This window comes from Mycobacterium sp. Root135, assembly GCF_001426545.1.
Lineage (GTDB): Bacteria > Actinomycetota > Actinomycetes > Mycobacteriales > Mycobacteriaceae > Mycobacterium.
This window is the reverse complement of record NZ_LMEZ01000005.1, coordinates 445,796-460,867: the sequence shown is the minus strand read 5'-3', so window position 1 is coordinate 460,867 and position 15,072 is coordinate 445,796. Positions and strand designations below refer to the sequence as shown.

Below are 15,072 nucleotides of genomic sequence, written 5' to 3'. Positions count from 1 at the left end.
TGTTCCACGACCAGGATCGATCCGCCGTCGTTGCGTCACGTTCTCCTGTCGGCAACCTGCTCGTCACCCAATCACATGGATGTGATTCATCCCCATTGGGGATAGCACCTGTGGATAACTTGATCAAGCACGCATATGGGGTGGTCAGACCCGATGCAGCAAACTAATTGGGGTCCCTCGACCGGGGGCATTGCCGTCGCAGGCGCCATCGGCCTAACCATGGCCGTCGCCGCTGTGACCCTAGTCACAGACGTGCCGGGACGTGTTCTTGCCGGCATTGCCGCAGTGGGTCTGCTGACGTTTGCGGGCATGTCCTGGCGAGCCAGGCCAAAACTGGCAATCACCGACGCCGGGCTCGCCGTGCGCGGCTGGTTCGGCACTCACGTCTTCGGCCGCAGCGACGTCGCGAAGATCCGGATCACGGAGTTCCGTCGGATCGGACGGAAGGTGCGCCTGCTCGAGATCGACACCGTCGCCGACGACCGTCTGCTGGTGTTCACTCGATGGGATCTCGGCACCGACCCGCTCGACGTCCTCGACGCGTTGACCGCCGCCGGCTACGCGGGCAGGTAGCCACCCGCACACGACAACGCCCCGCGAGATTCACCCGCGGGGCGCATCGGTGGGAACTGGGTCAGGAAATGGTGATCGAGTCGATGACGACCGGCTCGGTCGGGCGGTCGCCCGGGCCCGTCGGCGTGCTGCCGATGGCGTCGACGACGGCCTGCGAATCGGGGTCGACGACCTCACCGAAGATGGTGTGCTTGCGGTTCAGGTGCGGCGTCTTGCCCACGGTGATGAAGAACTGCGAGCCGTTGGTGCCGGGGCCCGCGTTGGCCATGGCCAGCAGGTACGGCTTGTCGAAGGCCAGCTCGGGGTGGAACTCGTCGGCGAACTGGTAGCCGGGTCCGCCGCGTCCGGTGCCCGTGGGGTCGCCGCCCTGGAGCATGAAGCCGGAGATGACGCGGTGGAACACTGCGCCGTCGTAGAACGGGCCCTCGGTGCCGCCCGACGCGTTCTCGGTGCTGTAATCCTTGGTGCCCTGGGCCAAACCGACGAAGTTCGCGACGGTCTTGGGGGCGTGATTTCCGAAGAGCGCGATCTTGATGTCACCGCGGTTGGTGTGCAGGGTCGCGGTTGCTGTCTGTATGGGACTCGTCACGGGATGCCAGTGTGCCATTTCGCGTTTCACGAGCGAGTTCCGCCCCCTCCAATGGGGCACGCAATAGGGTGGTCGCCGAACGTTCCCCGCAGAGAGGCCCATGCATGAGCTCTTCGACCAGTGTCGCCAGATTGTCACCGTCGGCACGCCTCGCCCGCGGTTTGAAGTACTCGACGGTCGGCCCCGTCGACGTGACGAGGGGAGCGGTCGGCGTCGCGCTGAACTCGACGCGTTCATCGGTGGGGTGGGTCGCCAACCGTTACCGCCGCGACCGGCTCAAGAGCCAGCTGACGAAGGATCTCGCCGCCGCCCAGGAAGCCATCGCCAACGAGCTCGCGGCCGCTCAGGAAGCCGTCACCAGCCTTCCCGACGCGTTGAAGAAGGCCCGCCGGACCAAGCGTCGCCCCAAGCCGGCCGTGGTGATCGGAGTGGGCGTGGCCGTCCTCGCCGTCGGCGCGGTGTCGTTCTCCATCATCAGGCGCTCGACGCAGCCCGACCCGTCACCGCTGCCACCGAGCGTCGACGCCACGCCCCGGCCCTGAATTCGCAGGACGACCGGGCATTCGCTGCGGCGAATCTGATTCGCGAGCGGGCCAATTGGGACGCGCTCGCGCGCAACGTCGTCGACGTCACCTTCCTGGCGCGTCAGCAGGGCTTGTTGGACTCGCCGTGGACGGTGCACCTCTTCGACGCCCATCGTGGCCCCTACATGACCGTCGACGCCTCGGGCGGGTGGACGCTGGGGGAGGACGGCGTAATCGTCTACGCCACCTCGCAGCAGCCTGGAATCTGCCGTGCGAGCAATGCGATCGTGGCTCGCGTCCGCTTCGCCCTCATCGAGGCGCTGCAGCGGTAGGTGTGGTTTTGCGCTGGTACGAGGGTCTAACTGTGGCATTGACGGAGGCTGACTCCATCGTCGTGGCGCATATCCCTTGTTGGGGAAGCGCTCTGGGCGTTTCCGGGTCGGCTAGAGGATGAGCGCTTGTCGCGGTCCAATCCGTATGCTGCTGCCCCACGACACGAAACACGCTGTGAACCAATAAGATTGGAGATCGTCGGCGCCGCCCCCGGCGTGTCGATGAGGGGCAGCAAGTCTCGTCGACCACCAAAAATAGACGGACTAGGCGCCGCGCCCGACGCTGAACGTGGTCAAGTGTTCGCGCCCGTCGATCTTCTTATCACTGCTCCGAGCCGCGCGGAAGGGGTCTTAGAATTGAGGCCATGGGAGCGACGTTGCGGGTGGACCCCACCAGGCTGCGAGACGCTGCGCAGGCTCAGTACGACGTTAGCTCGTTCGTGTCCGGTTTGGACGCCGGACAATCGATGACCAACGCCGGCGCCGGGATGCCTGGTCTGCTCACGGGGGCAGCGTGCCACGCGACGGGTTCGGTCTTCGACGACGAGACCCGCCGCCTGCACGATGAGTTGGCAGCACATTCAGCCAAGCTCGCCGCCGCAGCGGACCACTATCACCAGACCGATGAACAGTTCGGCCGTGGTCTCGACAAGCAGATGGAATGACCATTCATCCGGATGCGCCTGTCGCAAATCGGACCGCACCGTGCCGGTGACCACCTCTCAGGTAGAAGGGTCCCGGCCCAGCGCGCTCATCCAGTCCGCCGAAGAATTGGATACCAAGGCATCGCGCTTGTCCTCCCAGCTCGACAAGCAGCGCGCCACACTCGACGGACTCCGTAACGGTTGGGAAGGCGCGGCCTCCGAGGCCGCGCTTGCGAAGGCCGCGCCAACGCTGCAGCGCATGCAGCAGATCCACGCGGCCATGACACAGGTTCAGCGCGACCTGAACGACAGCGGTACGCAGCTCGCCCAGACTCGGCTTACGTTGGTGGAGACAGTGAGTCGGTTGAACTCTCAGGGCTGGCAGATCAGTCCGGACGGATCGGTGTCCGTGCGTCCCGGAAGTTCACTGGAGCAGTACGCCAAGACCAGCCCCGTGAATGCCATGCTTCTCAGGCACTTGGCCGCGTCTAATTCGATGGCGGTCAAAACCCTGCTGGCCGACTTCGACACCGAGGATCGACGCCTCAGCCAACGCCTTCGCACGGCCGTCACCGGCCTCGGTTCCCCGGCGCTACAGCTGTTCGATGCACCGTTGAGCCCACACACCGACGGACCCGGCATACCCGACGAGAGCGAGCGTCGGCACAACCAAGAGCAGGCGTTCCGAGAAGTCTTTGGACGAGACCCCACTTCGAAGTCCGACTGGACGACGGCTGCTTCCCTCGACCCCAACAGTTACGGGCCGAAGTTCGACGGGCACCCTCCGGAGGTGCGGGTCGTCCGGATCGAACCGGTTCCCGGTCAGGGCGTCGTACGGTCCTCGCAGTGGATCCCGGACCGAGAGGTCCGCTCATCGCCACCCTGGACACACGACCTTGGCAACAATCGCGGACCCGACGCCAACTTCGACCCCGAAGACACCAAGGTCACCACCACCGTCGACTACGAGAACGGCATCGTCGTGATGCGTCAGAATCCGTCCGTGCTCGAGAACTCGGACGGCTCGTCGGGCGAAGTCAGATGCGGAAGCCCAACCGGTACGGTCACGCAGCTTCCCGACGGCACGGTGCGCATCGCCTACGATTCCGGCAACCCGTTCGCACCCGACATCACTCGAGACCCGACGGGTCCATTCCAGGGCCACGAGGTCACCGTCAACGGTGACCTCGTGTTCACCCCGGGCCCTGATGGCGTACAAATCAACGGAACGCGGACGGATTACCCGTCGATGGAGGTGTATCAGGACATGCCGGACGGGAGCTCACACACTGTTCTCATCGACCCCGCTGCGCACGGCGGCCAGCAGGGCCCCATGACCAACCTTCCGTTTCACCATGACGTCGGAACCGGTGGCAAGGCCTTTGCACCTTTCGACACCGGGGGATGGAACCCAAAGTATGACGTCCCAACCCCGTTGCCCGGCACTGCGTTCGGGACCGTCGACGACCCGCCGTCGGCAGCGCCGCCGACAACCGGAGGGGTGCCGATGTGAGCGAGGCATCCCCTCCGCCGTCGACGGTCCGAGCCCGAAGATTCGACGATCGCACGTGGACCCTCGCGACCCGTTCGGCGCCGGTCGTCATTCAGGTGATTCTCGGACTGTTGCTGATCTCCATATGGCTGCTGGGTCGGTGGTCAGTCGTGGCCGACGCTGAACATGCTCCGCGTGTGGCCGTGCTCGGCGCGACTGGCATCGCCGTGGTGTTCTCTCTCGGCGCCGCAGTCGGGCTTCTCTTCCGTGACGCGGGGGCGGCCAGGGGGGTCGGGCTCAGCACGGCTGCGTGCGCTGCCATCGTCCTGATCGGAGCGGTGACATATGCCTTCTGGCTTCTCTGACGGACGAGTCGGCCCACCGGTCGAGCCGCCCGTTGCAGTCAGCGGACGCTATGGCGCTCCTGGTTTCATCGCGGCCGTCGTCACCATCCTGGGCCTCGAATTCCTCACCGCAGTTTCGCTGCTCGCCTGGTACTTCGTTCCGGTCACGGTGGGTCCGGCAGTCCTCCTCACGGCACTTGCCGGCTGGGGCCTAACGCGAGGGCGGGGATCGGGGGCTCAGGTCGGGCGCGGCATGCTGGCGGGCTGCACTGCGGCGCCGCTAACGCTCGTGATTCTGATCCCGGCTTATCTCGCTGCGCGGGCGGCTGGCCTCGTCTAGCTGCCACTGGCGTCGGTCCGTGTTGACGGACCAGTGCAGACCGTCATCAGATGTTGACGCCGTACTCGCCGACATCACCCCAGCGCCGTGAGCAACACAGTCCCCAGACGGGGAGAAGAATGATTGTGGAGCCTAGGAGATTCGAACTCCTGACATCTGCCTTGCAAAGGCAGCGCTCTACCAACTGAGCTAAGGCCCCTCTTGGTGATCAGCTTGGCTGATCGGCGGCCACATGCCACACCTCGACGCGGTTGCGGGATCTGACGACCACCACCCCCGCGACGAGAAGGGTGAGCACTACGAAAACTCTCACAGTGCACCCTCTCTCGGTAAGGCAAACCGTGGGCCTGGGAGGACTCGAACCTCCGACCTCTTCGTTATCAGCGAAGCGCTCTAACCACCTGAGCTACAGGCCCGTATTCACATACGACGGCCGAGGGACGAGGTTACCGCAACCACTGCCATCGCCCCAAACCGCGGGTGTTCAGTCCCTGTCGGCGAGGGTCACCTCGACGCCGCCGACGAGGTCGGTGGTCAGGTTGTAGATGAACGCACCGCACGTCGCCATCGCCGTCAGAAGCACGATGTTGACCAGACCGATGAGGGCTGCGCCGCCGAAAATCGTTCCGCTGGAGACCAATTCGCCACCGCTGCCGCTGGCACTGGTGAGCAGGTCGCCGACGTTGCTGTTCAGCTTCGTCCACACACCCATGCCGCCTAGCACCAAGTACAGGAACGCGACGGCGATCATCCAGACGAAGAACAGCGCCACGCTCAGCACCAGCGAGACCTTCAGCACGCTCCACGGATCGAACCGCCGGATCTGCATGCTCGCTCGCACCGGCCCCTGGGACCGGCTGCCCGCCGACGCGCGCGTGGCGGGCGCCGAGGACCGCGAAGAGGGCTCGACGGCCGTCCGCTCGGCCGCTGGCTTGCGTGGCCCACGAGGGGCGACACCCGACAGGTCGGGGAGCTCGCTCGCGTAGGCCTCCGACCGGGCCGGCTCGTTGCGATTGGGCGGTGCGGCGTCGGTCTTCGTCGGAGTGGACTCCCGTGCGGGCGCCGAGTCGCGCGCCGGTGCCGGAGCGGACTCCCGTCCTGGACCCGACTCACGCGGCGGCGCCGACTCACGTGGGGGAGCACCCTGCGCCGGACCCGTGGCAGGCCCACCCGAGATGAACCGGTTGAGCCGGGCATCGGCGCCTGGCGAGCCGCCACCCTGGTGACCAGCCGCCGCACCGGCCCGTGGACCATCTGGCTGCCTGGGCCGTGCCGCGGTTCCCCGCTGCCACGGCGGAACCTCACCGGTCGACCCGGCACCGTTCCCCGGGCCGGCTTCGTGAGCGCCGTTCGTACTACCTGAACCGTCGCCGGTGCGCGGTGGTCCAGGTTCGTTCGGTGAACCCACCTACGGCTCCTTAGCTCGGGTCAGTCTGTGAGTCGTCGTCGACGACATCGACGACGTCTTCGGCAACTCCGTCTACGACGCCTTCTACGACGTCGTCAGAGGCGTCCTCGTCGGCGTTGCGGGCGACGGCAATCAGTGTGTCGCCATCTCCGAGGTTCATCAAGCGCACGCCCTTGGTTTGCCGCCCGGCCTTGCGCACTTGGCGTGCCACGGTCCGGATGACGCCCCCACCCGAGGTGATGGCGTAGAGCTCGGTGTCCTCGTCGACGATCAACGCTCCGACCAGAGTGCCACGCTTGGGGTCGTACTGGATCGTCAGGATGCCCTTGCCGCCACGCCCCTGCGGGGTGTACTCGTCGATGGCCGTCCGCTTGGAGTAACCACCCGACGTCGCCACCAGGAGGTAGGTGCCCTCACGGACCACGTTCAGCGACAGCAGCTGGTCTTCTTCGTTGAACCGCATGCCCTGCACGCCGGAGGTGGCGCGGCCCATCGGCCGCAGCGCCTCGTCGGTGGCCGAGAACCGGATCGACTGGCCCTTTGCCGAGACCAGCAGCAGATCCTCTTCGGCCGAGCACAGCACGGCGCCGACGAGCTCGTCGCCGTCACGGAGGTTGACCGCGACGATGCCGCCGGAGCGGTTCGAGTCGAAGTCCGTCAACTTGGACTTCTTGACCAGACCGTTCTTGGTGGCGAGCACCAGGTACGGCGCGTCCTCGTAAGACTTGATCTGGATGACCTGCGCGATGCGCTCCTCCGGCTGGAACGCCAGCAGGTTCGCGACGTGCTGGCCTCGGGCCGTCCGTGACGCCTCGGGTAGTTCGTAGGCCTTCGCCCGATAGACGCGGCCCTGGGTGGTGAAGAACAGGATCCAGTCGTGGGTGGAGCCCACGAAGAAGTGCCGGACGATGTCGTCCTGCTTCAGACCCGCTCCCTGCACGCCCTTGCCGCCGCGCTTCTGGCTGCGGTACAGGTCGGACTTGGTGCGCTTGGCGTACCCGGTTTCGGTGATGGTGACGACGACCTCTTCGCGGGCGATGAGGTCCTCGTCGGCGACGTCGCCGTCGGCCGGGATGATCCGGGTGCGACGGTCGTCGCCGTACTTCTCGGCCAGTTCTGCGAGCTCGTCGTGGACGATCTTCCGCTGCCGCTCCGGCTTGGCGAGGATGTCCTCGAGGTCGGCGATCTCGGCCTCGATCTTGGCCAGGTCGTCGACGATGCGCTGACGTTCCAGGGCGGCCAGCCGCCGCAGCTGCATGTCGAGGATCGCCTGCGCCTGGATGTCGTCGACGTCCAGCAGCTCGATCAGGCCGGCCCGCGCGACGTCGACGTTCGCCGACGCCCGGATGAGCGCGATGACCTCGTCCAGCGCGTCGAGCGCCTTGACCAAGCCGCGCAAGATGTGGGCTCGTTCGTTCGCCTTGCGCAACCGGTAGATGGTGCGGCGGACGATGACGTCCAACTGGTGCACGACGTAGAGGCGGATCAGCTGGTCGATCCGCAGCGTGCGAGGCACACCGTCGACGATCGACAGCATGTTGGCGCCGAAGCTGGTCTGCAGCTGGGTGTGCTTGTAGAGGTTGTTCAGGACCACCTTGGCCACGGCGTCGCGCTTGACCTCGACGACGATCCGCATGCCGACCCGGTCGCTGCCCTGGTCCTCGATGTTGGAGATGCCGGCGAGCTTGCCGTCACGCACCTGGTCGGCGATCGAGGTGATGAAGTTGTCGTGGTTGACCTGATAGGGGAGCTCGGTGATGACGAGCAGCGTGCGGCCCTTGCTGTCCTCTTCGACCTCGACGACACCGCGCATGCGGATCGAGCCGCGGCCCGTCGTGTAGGCGTCGTGGATGCCCTGCGAGCCGACTATCAGTCCGTAGGTGGGGAAGTCGGGTCCCTTGACCCGCTCGGTGACCGCCGCAAGGGTGGCCTCTTCATCGGCGTCGAAGTTGTCGAGGCACCAGAACACCGCCTCGGCGAGTTCCCGAAGGTTGTGCGGCGGCATGTTGGTGGCCATGCCGACCGCGATACCGCCCGAGCCGTTGGCCAACAGGTTGGGGAAGCGGGACGGCAAGACGGTCGGTTCTTGCACCCGGCCGTCGTAGTTGGGGATGAAATCGACTGTCTCCTCGTCGATTTCACGCAGCATCTCCATCGCCAGCGGCGTGAGGCGCGCTTCCGTGTACCGCATCGCGGCTGGCGGATCGTTGCCGGGCGAGCCGAAGTTGCCTTGCCCGTCGACCAGGGGATACCGCAGCGACCACGGCTGGGCCATCCGGACCAGGGTGTCGTAGATCGACGAGTCACCGTGCGGGTGGTAATTGCCCATCGTCTCGGCAACGGAGCGTGCGGATTTCGCGTGTCCGCGGTCGGGACGGAAGCCCGAGTCGTACATCGCGTACAGCACGCGGCGGTGCACCGGCTTCAGGCCGTCTCGAACCTCCGGGAGCGCACGGCCGACGATGACGCTCATCGCGTAATCGATGTAGCTGCGCTGCATCTCCTGCTGGATGTCGACCGGTTCGATGCGGTCGGTGATCGCGCCGTCGTCGCCGCCGGGCGGCAGTGTGGTGTCAGTCATCGTGTGTCAGCCCTATTCGTCTTTGGATACTGGCCGTTAAACGTCAAGGAAGCGAACGTCTCTGGCGTTACGGGTGATGAAGCTGCGACGAGCCTCGACGTCCTCGCCCATCAGCACGGAGAACAGTTCGTCGGCCGCGGCGGCGTCGTCCAACGTGATTCGACGCAGCACCCGCGCGGACGGATCCATCGTGGTCTCCCACAGTTCCTTGGCGTCCATCTCGCCGAGACCCTTGTACCGTTGGATGCCGTCCTCGGTGTTGATCCGGCGACCGGCCGCCTTGCCCGCCTCCAGCAGTCCGTCGCGCTCGCGGTCGGAGTAGGCGAACTCGGGATCGCTGCGCTGCCACTTCAACTTGTACAGCGGCGGCTGTGCGAGGAAGACGTGCCCATTCTCGATGAGCGGCTTCATGAATCGGAACAACAGCGTCAGCAGCAGCGTCGAGATGTGCTGACCGTCGACGTCGGCGTCGGCCATCAGCACGATCTTGTGATAGCGCAGCTTGGTGATGTCGAACTCGTCGTGGATGCCGGTGCCCAACGCGGTGATGATCGCCTGGACTTCGGTGTTCTTCAGCACCCGGTCGATGCGGGCCTTCTCGACGTTGATGATCTTGCCGCGCAACGGCAGGATTGCCTGGTACATCGAGTCGCGACCACTCTTCGCCGAGCCGCCGGCCGAATCGCCCTCCACCACATACACTTCCGACAACCGCGGGTCGGTCGAGCGGCAGTCGGCGAGCTTGCCTGGCAGGCCACCGATGTCGGTTGCGCTCTTGCGGCGCACCAACTCTCGCGCCTTACGAGCGGCCATCCGGGCCTGCGCCGACTGAACGGCCTTGTTCAGGACCGTCTTCGCCTCGGCCGGGTTGGACTCGAACCAGTGGCTGAGCTGCTCGTTGCAGATCTTCTGCACGAACGACTTGACCTCGGTGTTGCCGAGCTTGGTCTTGGTCTGACCTTCGAACTGCGGGTCGCTGACCTTGACCGAGATGACCGCCGCCAAACCTTCGCGGATGTCGTCGCCGGTGAGGTTGGGTTCCTTTTCCTTGAGCAGCTTCTTGTCCCTGGCCCACTTGTTGACCACCGTCGTCAACGCGCTTCGGAAGCCCTCTTCGTGCGTGCCACCCTCGTGGGTGTTGATCGTGTTGGCGAAGGTGTGCACCGACTCGGAATAGCCTGCATTCCACTGCATTGCGATCTCGACCTCGTGGCCGGGACCCTTGCCGTCGAAGTCGATGATGCTCTGCTGGATCGGCGTCTTCGTACGGTTGATGTGCTTGACGTAGTCGACCAGCCCGCCCGGGTAGTGGAAGGTGCGGTGCTTGACCTTGTGCGGGGCCTTGGCCTCCGCCTCCTTCTCGTCCGCGGACTTCGGCGCTTCCGCCGTGTCGCTGACCACGTCGTCGACGACGTCTTCTGCGGTGACGCGCTCGTCGATCAGATCGATGGTCAGGCCCTTGTTGAGGAAGGCCATCTCCTGAAGCCGGCGCGCGACGGTCTCGAAGTCGTAGACGGTGGTCTCGAAGATGTCCGGATCGGCCCAGAACCGGATGGTGGTCCCGGTCTTCTTAGACGGACCGCCCTGCTTGAGGGTGCCGGGGACCGAACGGTCGTAGTACTGGAACCACTCGAAGCCGTCGCGTAGGACGGTGGCCTCGAGACGGGTGGACAGCGCGTTGACGACGGAGACGCCGACTCCGTGCAGGCCACCACTGACGTTGTAACCGCTGTTCTCGCCACCGAACTTGCCGCCGGCGTGCAGCTGGGTCATGACGACGTCGATCGTGGGTACGCCGGTGGCGTGCATCGCGACCGGAATGCCGCGGCCGTCGTCGGTGACCTGAACACTGCCGTCACCGAGAATCTTGACGTCGACCCTGGTGGCGTGGCCGGCCATCGCCTCGTCGATCGCGTTGTCGACGACCTCCCAGACCAGGTGGTGCAAGCCGCGCTCACCCGTGGAACCGATGTACATGCCCGGTCGTTTGCGGACCGCCTCGAGACCTTCGAGAATGGTGATCGATTCTGCGCCGTACTCAGTATTGTTCTGGGCAGCCACGTTGGACGCGTCTCCTTGGGGTTCACGTGCGGGAGGAGGCGATGCGCTCCTCGCGAGTCTTCGGCCAGTCTACCTTTACCCACCGTCAGGACCCACTCTGAGGCGACGGTTTCATGTACCTAAATGAGCCGTGCACGGAATTTCACAGCCAAGCACGCGTCCCGACGACCGAACGTGGGGTTGCGCACGCTGTCGGCGCTCTCAGATCGCGCCGGTATCCACTATCCGTAAGTGTCGCGCGGACCGCGGCCCGGCACGTTGTACTTACCCTTGCGCCACGTCGGGGCGGCCGGGCCGACGATCTTCAGGCTGGTGACGACGCCGTCGCCGACCGCAGCCGCAATCTTGGCCAACAACTGGGGCTGAACCATCCGCAGTTGGGTTGCCCACGCGGTGGACTCGGCCTCCACTGTCAAGATGCCGTCGCGCAGCGTCGTCGGGTTTGCGTGCTCGGCGATCTGCTCTCCGACGACGGTCTCCCACTGTCCGAACACCGACCCCGCGGCGACCTTCGGCGCCCACCCTCTGCTCTTCGCCAACTGCGACGTCAACGAGCCGAGGGTCTGCGGATCCCGCGCGTCCGGCCCGGGGCCCGACCATCTCCGGCGGCCGCCGCGGTTCGGAACCCGCTTAGAGGACGTCGACGTCCGCCCGTGGCCGACGTCCTTTCCCTGACTGCGTGCCGCGCCACGCGCCTCCTCGAGCGTGCGCCGGACCAGGTCCATTCCCCTGATGTGCGCGAGCTCGGGCGGTGGACCCTTGGGCTCGTCGTCGGTCGGATCGGTCACTCCGTCACCTCGGACAGTCGACCGGAGTCGTCGTCTCGCATGCCGACGACGATCCTGCGCGCATCCCAATCCTGGGGGATGTCCTCGGCCACCGCGGCGGTCACCAAGACCTGCTCCGCAGACGACGCCACCTCGACCAGCGCACGTCGACGTGCGTTGTCGAGTTCGGCGAACACGTCGTCGAGCAACAACACGGGATCCGACCCCTCGGACCGAAGTAGTTCATAGGCAGCCAATCTCAACGACAGCGCCGTCGACCAGGACTCACCGTGGCTGGCAAATCCCTTGGCGGGTTGATCCCCGAGACGCAACTCCAGATCATCCCGGTGAGGACCGACAAGGCACACACCACGTTCCAACTCCGCGGACCTCTTGCGGGCCAACTCGTCGAGGAGTCCGACCTCGAAGACCTCCACGCTGGGCGCGCCGGTCGCGGCTTCTTCCTCTACCGCCTCCACCGAACTGCGATACCTGATGGACGCCGGCCGTGACGCGGGAGCCAGAAGTTGATACGCCTTCTCGACTTCCGGGGCCAGCATGTTGACCAGGGCCACCCGGGCGGCGATGAGCCGTGCTCCCTGCGCTGCGAGGTGACCATCCCACACGTCGAGTGTGTCCAGCGCACTCGAGTCGCCCCGAAAGCGTGCTCCCGCAGCGGATTTCAGAAGAGCGGCTCGCTGGCGAAGAACCTTGTCGTAGTCCGCTCGCACACCTGCCACCGACGGTCGTCGGGTCGTGGCGAGCTCGTCGAGGTAGCGCCGGCGTTCACTGGGGTCGCCGCGGACCAACGCCAAGTCCTCCGGGGCGAACAGCACCGCGCGAATGGCGCCGAGAATTTCCCGGGCGCTGCGCACGGGGGAGCGGTTGAGTCTCGCCTTGTTGGCACGGCCCGCGGTGATCTCCAGGTCGACCGCCAGCTCCCGGCCCTCGTTCACCATGATGGTCGACACGATGGCGCGCTCTGCGCCCGCCCGAATCAGCGGTGCGTCGGCGCCGACCCGGTGCGAACCCAAAGTCGACGAATACCACAGGGCCTCAACGATGTTCGTCTTGCCGAAGCCGTTGGGGCCGACGAAGACCGTCCGCCCCGGCTCCAGCAGCAACTCAAGTCGTGACCAGGACCGAAAATCGGTCAGACCCAGTTGACGTACGTACACCTAGCCGCCTCGCACCGCTTCATCGTCGAACTCAAGGAATCAACCCGACTCGTGGATCCGCTGGACCGCGTGGCCGCCGAACTGGTTGCGCAATGCCGCGACGGCCTTCATGGTCGGCGAATCGTCTTGTCGGGAAAGGAATCTCGCGAACAGAGACGCTGCAATCGCGGGAACGGGGACACGGAGGCGAATGGCTTCCTCGACGGTCCAACGACCCTCACCCGAATCGTCGGTGTAACCCCGGATCTCCGCGAGCTTCGGATCCTCCTTGAGCGCCTTGGCGAGCAGCTGCTGCAGCCACGATCTGACCACGGTCCCGTTGGACCACGCTTGATAGACCGCTTGTGGGCTCTTGACCAGGTCTGATGCGGCAAGCAATTCGTAACCCTCGCCGTAGGCGGTCATCATGGCGTACTCGACGCCGTTGTGAACCATCTTGGCGAAGTGACCGGCTCCGACGGGCCCGGCGTGCACGAATCCGTCTTCCCGCGGTCCCGGCGGACGCAGCGTGTCGAAGATCGGCATGACCTTCTCCACGTCGGCGTCGCTGCCTCCGACCATCAGGCCGTAACCCTCGGTGAGACCCCAAATGCCACCGGAGACACCGGCGTCGACGAAGCCGATGCCCTTCTCCGCCAACAACGCGGCGTGCGGTTCGTCTTCGGTGTAGCGCGAGTTGCCACCGTCGACGACCATGTCGCCCGGACTGAGTACCTCGGCGAGACCGGCGATGGTTCCAGTGGTGATCTCGCCCGAGGGCACCATCACCCACACCACGCGCGGTGCGGTGAGCGCCGAGGCAAGTCCGGCCAGATCTGGAACGTCGGTCACCTCGGGTCTGGGGTCGTATCCGATGACTTCGTGCTCGCCCTTGCGAAGGCGTTCCCGCATGTTGAAGCCCATTTTGCCGAGACCGACCAACCCGAGTTGCATGTGCTCCTCTATTTCGTGGTGTTAGGGCCGGTCAGCCTGGAAGACGGACCGGCATCAACAGATACACGTAGTCGGTCTGGGCGGCCGGGAACGGACCACTCGCACCGACGTACGAATCACCATCATCACCCGCCGGGCGCAACACCGCGGGACGGCTGGATGTCGTGAAGCCGAACGTCACCTTCGGAGTGTGCAACGAGCCGAGCCCATCGGTGAGATAGGTCGGGTTGAACGCGATGGTCAGCGGCTCACCGGAGAACTCCACCGGCAGGTCTTCCTCTGCGCGACCCACGGCGTCCTCGCCACCGGCGGTCAGCCGCAGCGAGTCCTCGGTGAACTCCATCCGGACCTGGGCGCCGCGGTCGGCAACGAGCGCAACACGTTTGATGGCCTCGGTCAGTTCGGCGACCCCGACCGTGGCGACGGCGGTGTGCTCGGCGGGAAGAAGCTGGCGGAACTTCGGGAACTCGGCGTCGAGAAGGCGACTCGTGGTGCGCTTGCCGTTGCTCCGGATACCGAGCAGTCCCTCCTTGCCGACGGCCGCACCCGCACCGAGGGACAGGTGGACGTCGGCACCGTCGGTGCCGGCCCGTGCCGCCTCGGCGAGAGTCTTGGCAGGTACCAGAACGGCGGCCTCGATGTCGGCGGTGTTCGTGGTCCAGGTGAGCTCGCGCACGGCGAGACGGAATCGGTCGGTGGCCGCCAGCACGACCTTGTCGCCGGAGATCTCCACCCGAATGCCAGTCAGCATCGGCAGTGTGTCGTCACGGCCGGCCGCGACGGCGACCTGACTGATGGCCTGGGCGAACAAGTCCGACGCCACCACACCGGTTTCCTCGGGCAGCTGCGGCAGCGTGGGGTAGTCCTCGACGGCCATCGTGGGAAGCGAGAAACGTGCGCTGCCGCAGGTCAGCGAAACCCTGGTGCCTTCGACGGTGACGTCGACCGGCTTGGCCGGCAGCGACTTCGTGATGTCGGACAACAGCCGCCCAGAGACGAGAACACTTCCCGGAGAAGCGATTTCAGCCGCGACACGAACCTCGGCCGAGACTTCGTAGTCGTAGCCGGAGATGGTCAAACCGTCTTCGGAGCCGGTCAGCAGCACACCTGAGAGCACCGGCACGGTCGGCCGCGTCGGAAGGATCCGGGCAACCCAAGCCACGGCGTCCGCGAAGTCTTCGCGCACCAGCCGAAACTTCAAATCGGTACCAATTGTCGTCGTCGCCGCGTCCATAGCGTCCCCTTCGGTAAAACCCACCACTTGCACGAGCAGCGGATCTACGGGTGTCTTACGGACATTTCACCA

The 15,072-nt window shown here is 65.6% G+C and carries 15 protein-coding genes and 2 tRNA genes; 7 read left to right on the top strand and 10 right to left on the bottom strand.

What is annotated here, in order from left to right:
- Nucleotides 1-153 precede the first annotated feature (153 nt).
- A complete protein-coding gene (locus ASD37_RS13330) occupies nt 154-573 on the top strand; it encodes a PH domain-containing protein (protein WP_056551492.1) in 420 nt (139 codons plus the stop codon).
- 61 nt (nt 574-634) lie between these two features.
- Here the strand turns inward: ASD37_RS13330 and ASD37_RS13325 are convergent, their stop codons facing one another.
- Nucleotides 635-1,180 carry a peptidylprolyl isomerase gene (locus tag ASD37_RS13325; RefSeq protein ID WP_056551490.1) on the bottom strand — a complete coding sequence of 182 codons (546 nt, stop codon included), beginning with the start codon at nt 1,178-1,180 and terminating at the stop codon, nt 635-637.
- 86 nt (nt 1,181-1,266) lie between these two features.
- Here ASD37_RS13325 and cwsA point away from each other — a divergent pair, with 86 nt between their 5' ends.
- The 6 genes from cwsA (at nt 1,267) to ASD37_RS13295 (ending at nt 4,838) form a co-directional block, all read left to right on the top strand.
- Complete coding sequence (cwsA, locus tag ASD37_RS13320) at nt 1,267-1,704, top strand: cell wall synthesis protein CwsA (protein WP_056551487.1); 438 nt, start codon at nt 1,267-1,269, stop codon at nt 1,702-1,704.
- 116 nt (nt 1,705-1,820) lie between these two features.
- Nucleotides 1,821-2,018 (top strand): hypothetical protein, encoded by a 198-nt coding sequence (locus ASD37_RS13315; RefSeq protein WP_056551485.1) that lies wholly within the window; start codon nt 1,821-1,823, stop codon nt 2,016-2,018.
- A 365-nt stretch (nt 2,019-2,383) separates the two neighbouring features.
- Nucleotides 2,384-2,683: a type VII secretion target gene (locus ASD37_RS13310; RefSeq protein WP_056551483.1), complete on the top strand. Its 300-nt coding sequence runs from the start codon at nt 2,384-2,386 to the stop codon at nt 2,681-2,683.
- Nucleotides 2,583-4,175, top strand: a complete 1,593-nt coding sequence (locus ASD37_RS32260; RefSeq protein ID WP_082570127.1) for a WXG100 family type VII secretion target — start codon at nt 2,583-2,585, stop codon at nt 4,173-4,175. Before ASD37_RS13310 ends, ASD37_RS32260 begins: the two co-directional genes overlap by 101 nt.
- On the top strand, nt 4,172-4,519 hold the full coding sequence (locus ASD37_RS13300; RefSeq protein ID WP_056551479.1) for a hypothetical protein: 348 nt from the start codon (nt 4,172-4,174) through the stop codon (nt 4,517-4,519). Before ASD37_RS32260 ends, ASD37_RS13300 begins: the two co-directional genes overlap by 4 nt.
- A complete protein-coding gene (locus tag ASD37_RS13295; protein WP_056551477.1) occupies nt 4,500-4,838 on the top strand; it encodes a hypothetical protein in 339 nt (112 codons plus the stop codon). The genes ASD37_RS13300 and ASD37_RS13295 overlap by 20 nt, the downstream gene beginning before the upstream one ends.
- 126 nt (nt 4,839-4,964) lie before the next feature.
- On the opposite strand, the gene ASD37_RS13290 is transcribed toward ASD37_RS13295, so the two are convergent.
- From ASD37_RS13290 to dnaN, 9 genes are all read right to left on the bottom strand, one after another.
- Nucleotides 4,965-5,037: transfer RNA gene (locus ASD37_RS13290), tRNA-Ala, on the bottom strand.
- A gap of 143 nt (nt 5,038-5,180) precedes the next feature.
- Nucleotides 5,181-5,254: transfer RNA gene (locus ASD37_RS13285), tRNA-Ile, on the bottom strand.
- Between the two features lie 68 nt (nt 5,255-5,322).
- Nucleotides 5,323-6,246 carry a DUF3566 domain-containing protein gene (locus tag ASD37_RS13280; protein ID WP_056551475.1) on the bottom strand — a complete coding sequence of 308 codons (924 nt, stop codon included), beginning with the start codon at nt 6,244-6,246 and terminating at the stop codon, nt 5,323-5,325.
- A 10-nt stretch (nt 6,247-6,256) separates the two neighbouring features.
- Nucleotides 6,257-8,827, bottom strand: a complete 2,571-nt coding sequence (gene gyrA / locus ASD37_RS13275; RefSeq protein ID WP_056551473.1) for a DNA gyrase subunit A — start codon at nt 8,825-8,827, stop codon at nt 6,257-6,259.
- A gap of 36 nt (nt 8,828-8,863) precedes the next feature.
- Nucleotides 8,864-10,888 (bottom strand): DNA topoisomerase (ATP-hydrolyzing) subunit B, encoded by a 2,025-nt coding sequence (gene gyrB, locus ASD37_RS13270; RefSeq protein ID WP_056551471.1) that lies wholly within the window; start codon nt 10,886-10,888, stop codon nt 8,864-8,866.
- A 221-nt stretch (nt 10,889-11,109) separates the two neighbouring features.
- Entirely contained in the window at nt 11,110-11,676 is a 567-nt protein-coding gene (locus tag ASD37_RS13265) for a DUF721 family protein (RefSeq protein ID WP_056551469.1), read from the bottom strand.
- Nucleotides 11,673-12,833: a DNA replication/repair protein RecF gene (recF, locus tag ASD37_RS13260; protein WP_056551467.1), complete on the bottom strand. Its 1,161-nt coding sequence runs from the start codon at nt 12,831-12,833 to the stop codon at nt 11,673-11,675. The genes ASD37_RS13265 and recF overlap by 4 nt, the downstream gene beginning before the upstream one ends.
- 39 nt (nt 12,834-12,872) lie before the next feature.
- On the bottom strand, nt 12,873-13,766 hold the full coding sequence (gene gnd, locus ASD37_RS13255; RefSeq protein ID WP_056551465.1) for a phosphogluconate dehydrogenase (NAD(+)-dependent, decarboxylating): 894 nt from the start codon (nt 13,764-13,766) through the stop codon (nt 12,873-12,875).
- 31 nt (nt 13,767-13,797) lie between these two features.
- Complete coding sequence (gene dnaN / locus ASD37_RS13250) at nt 13,798-15,000, bottom strand: DNA polymerase III subunit beta (protein WP_056551463.1); 1,203 nt, start codon at nt 14,998-15,000, stop codon at nt 13,798-13,800.
- Nucleotides 15,001-15,072 lie beyond the last annotated feature (72 nt).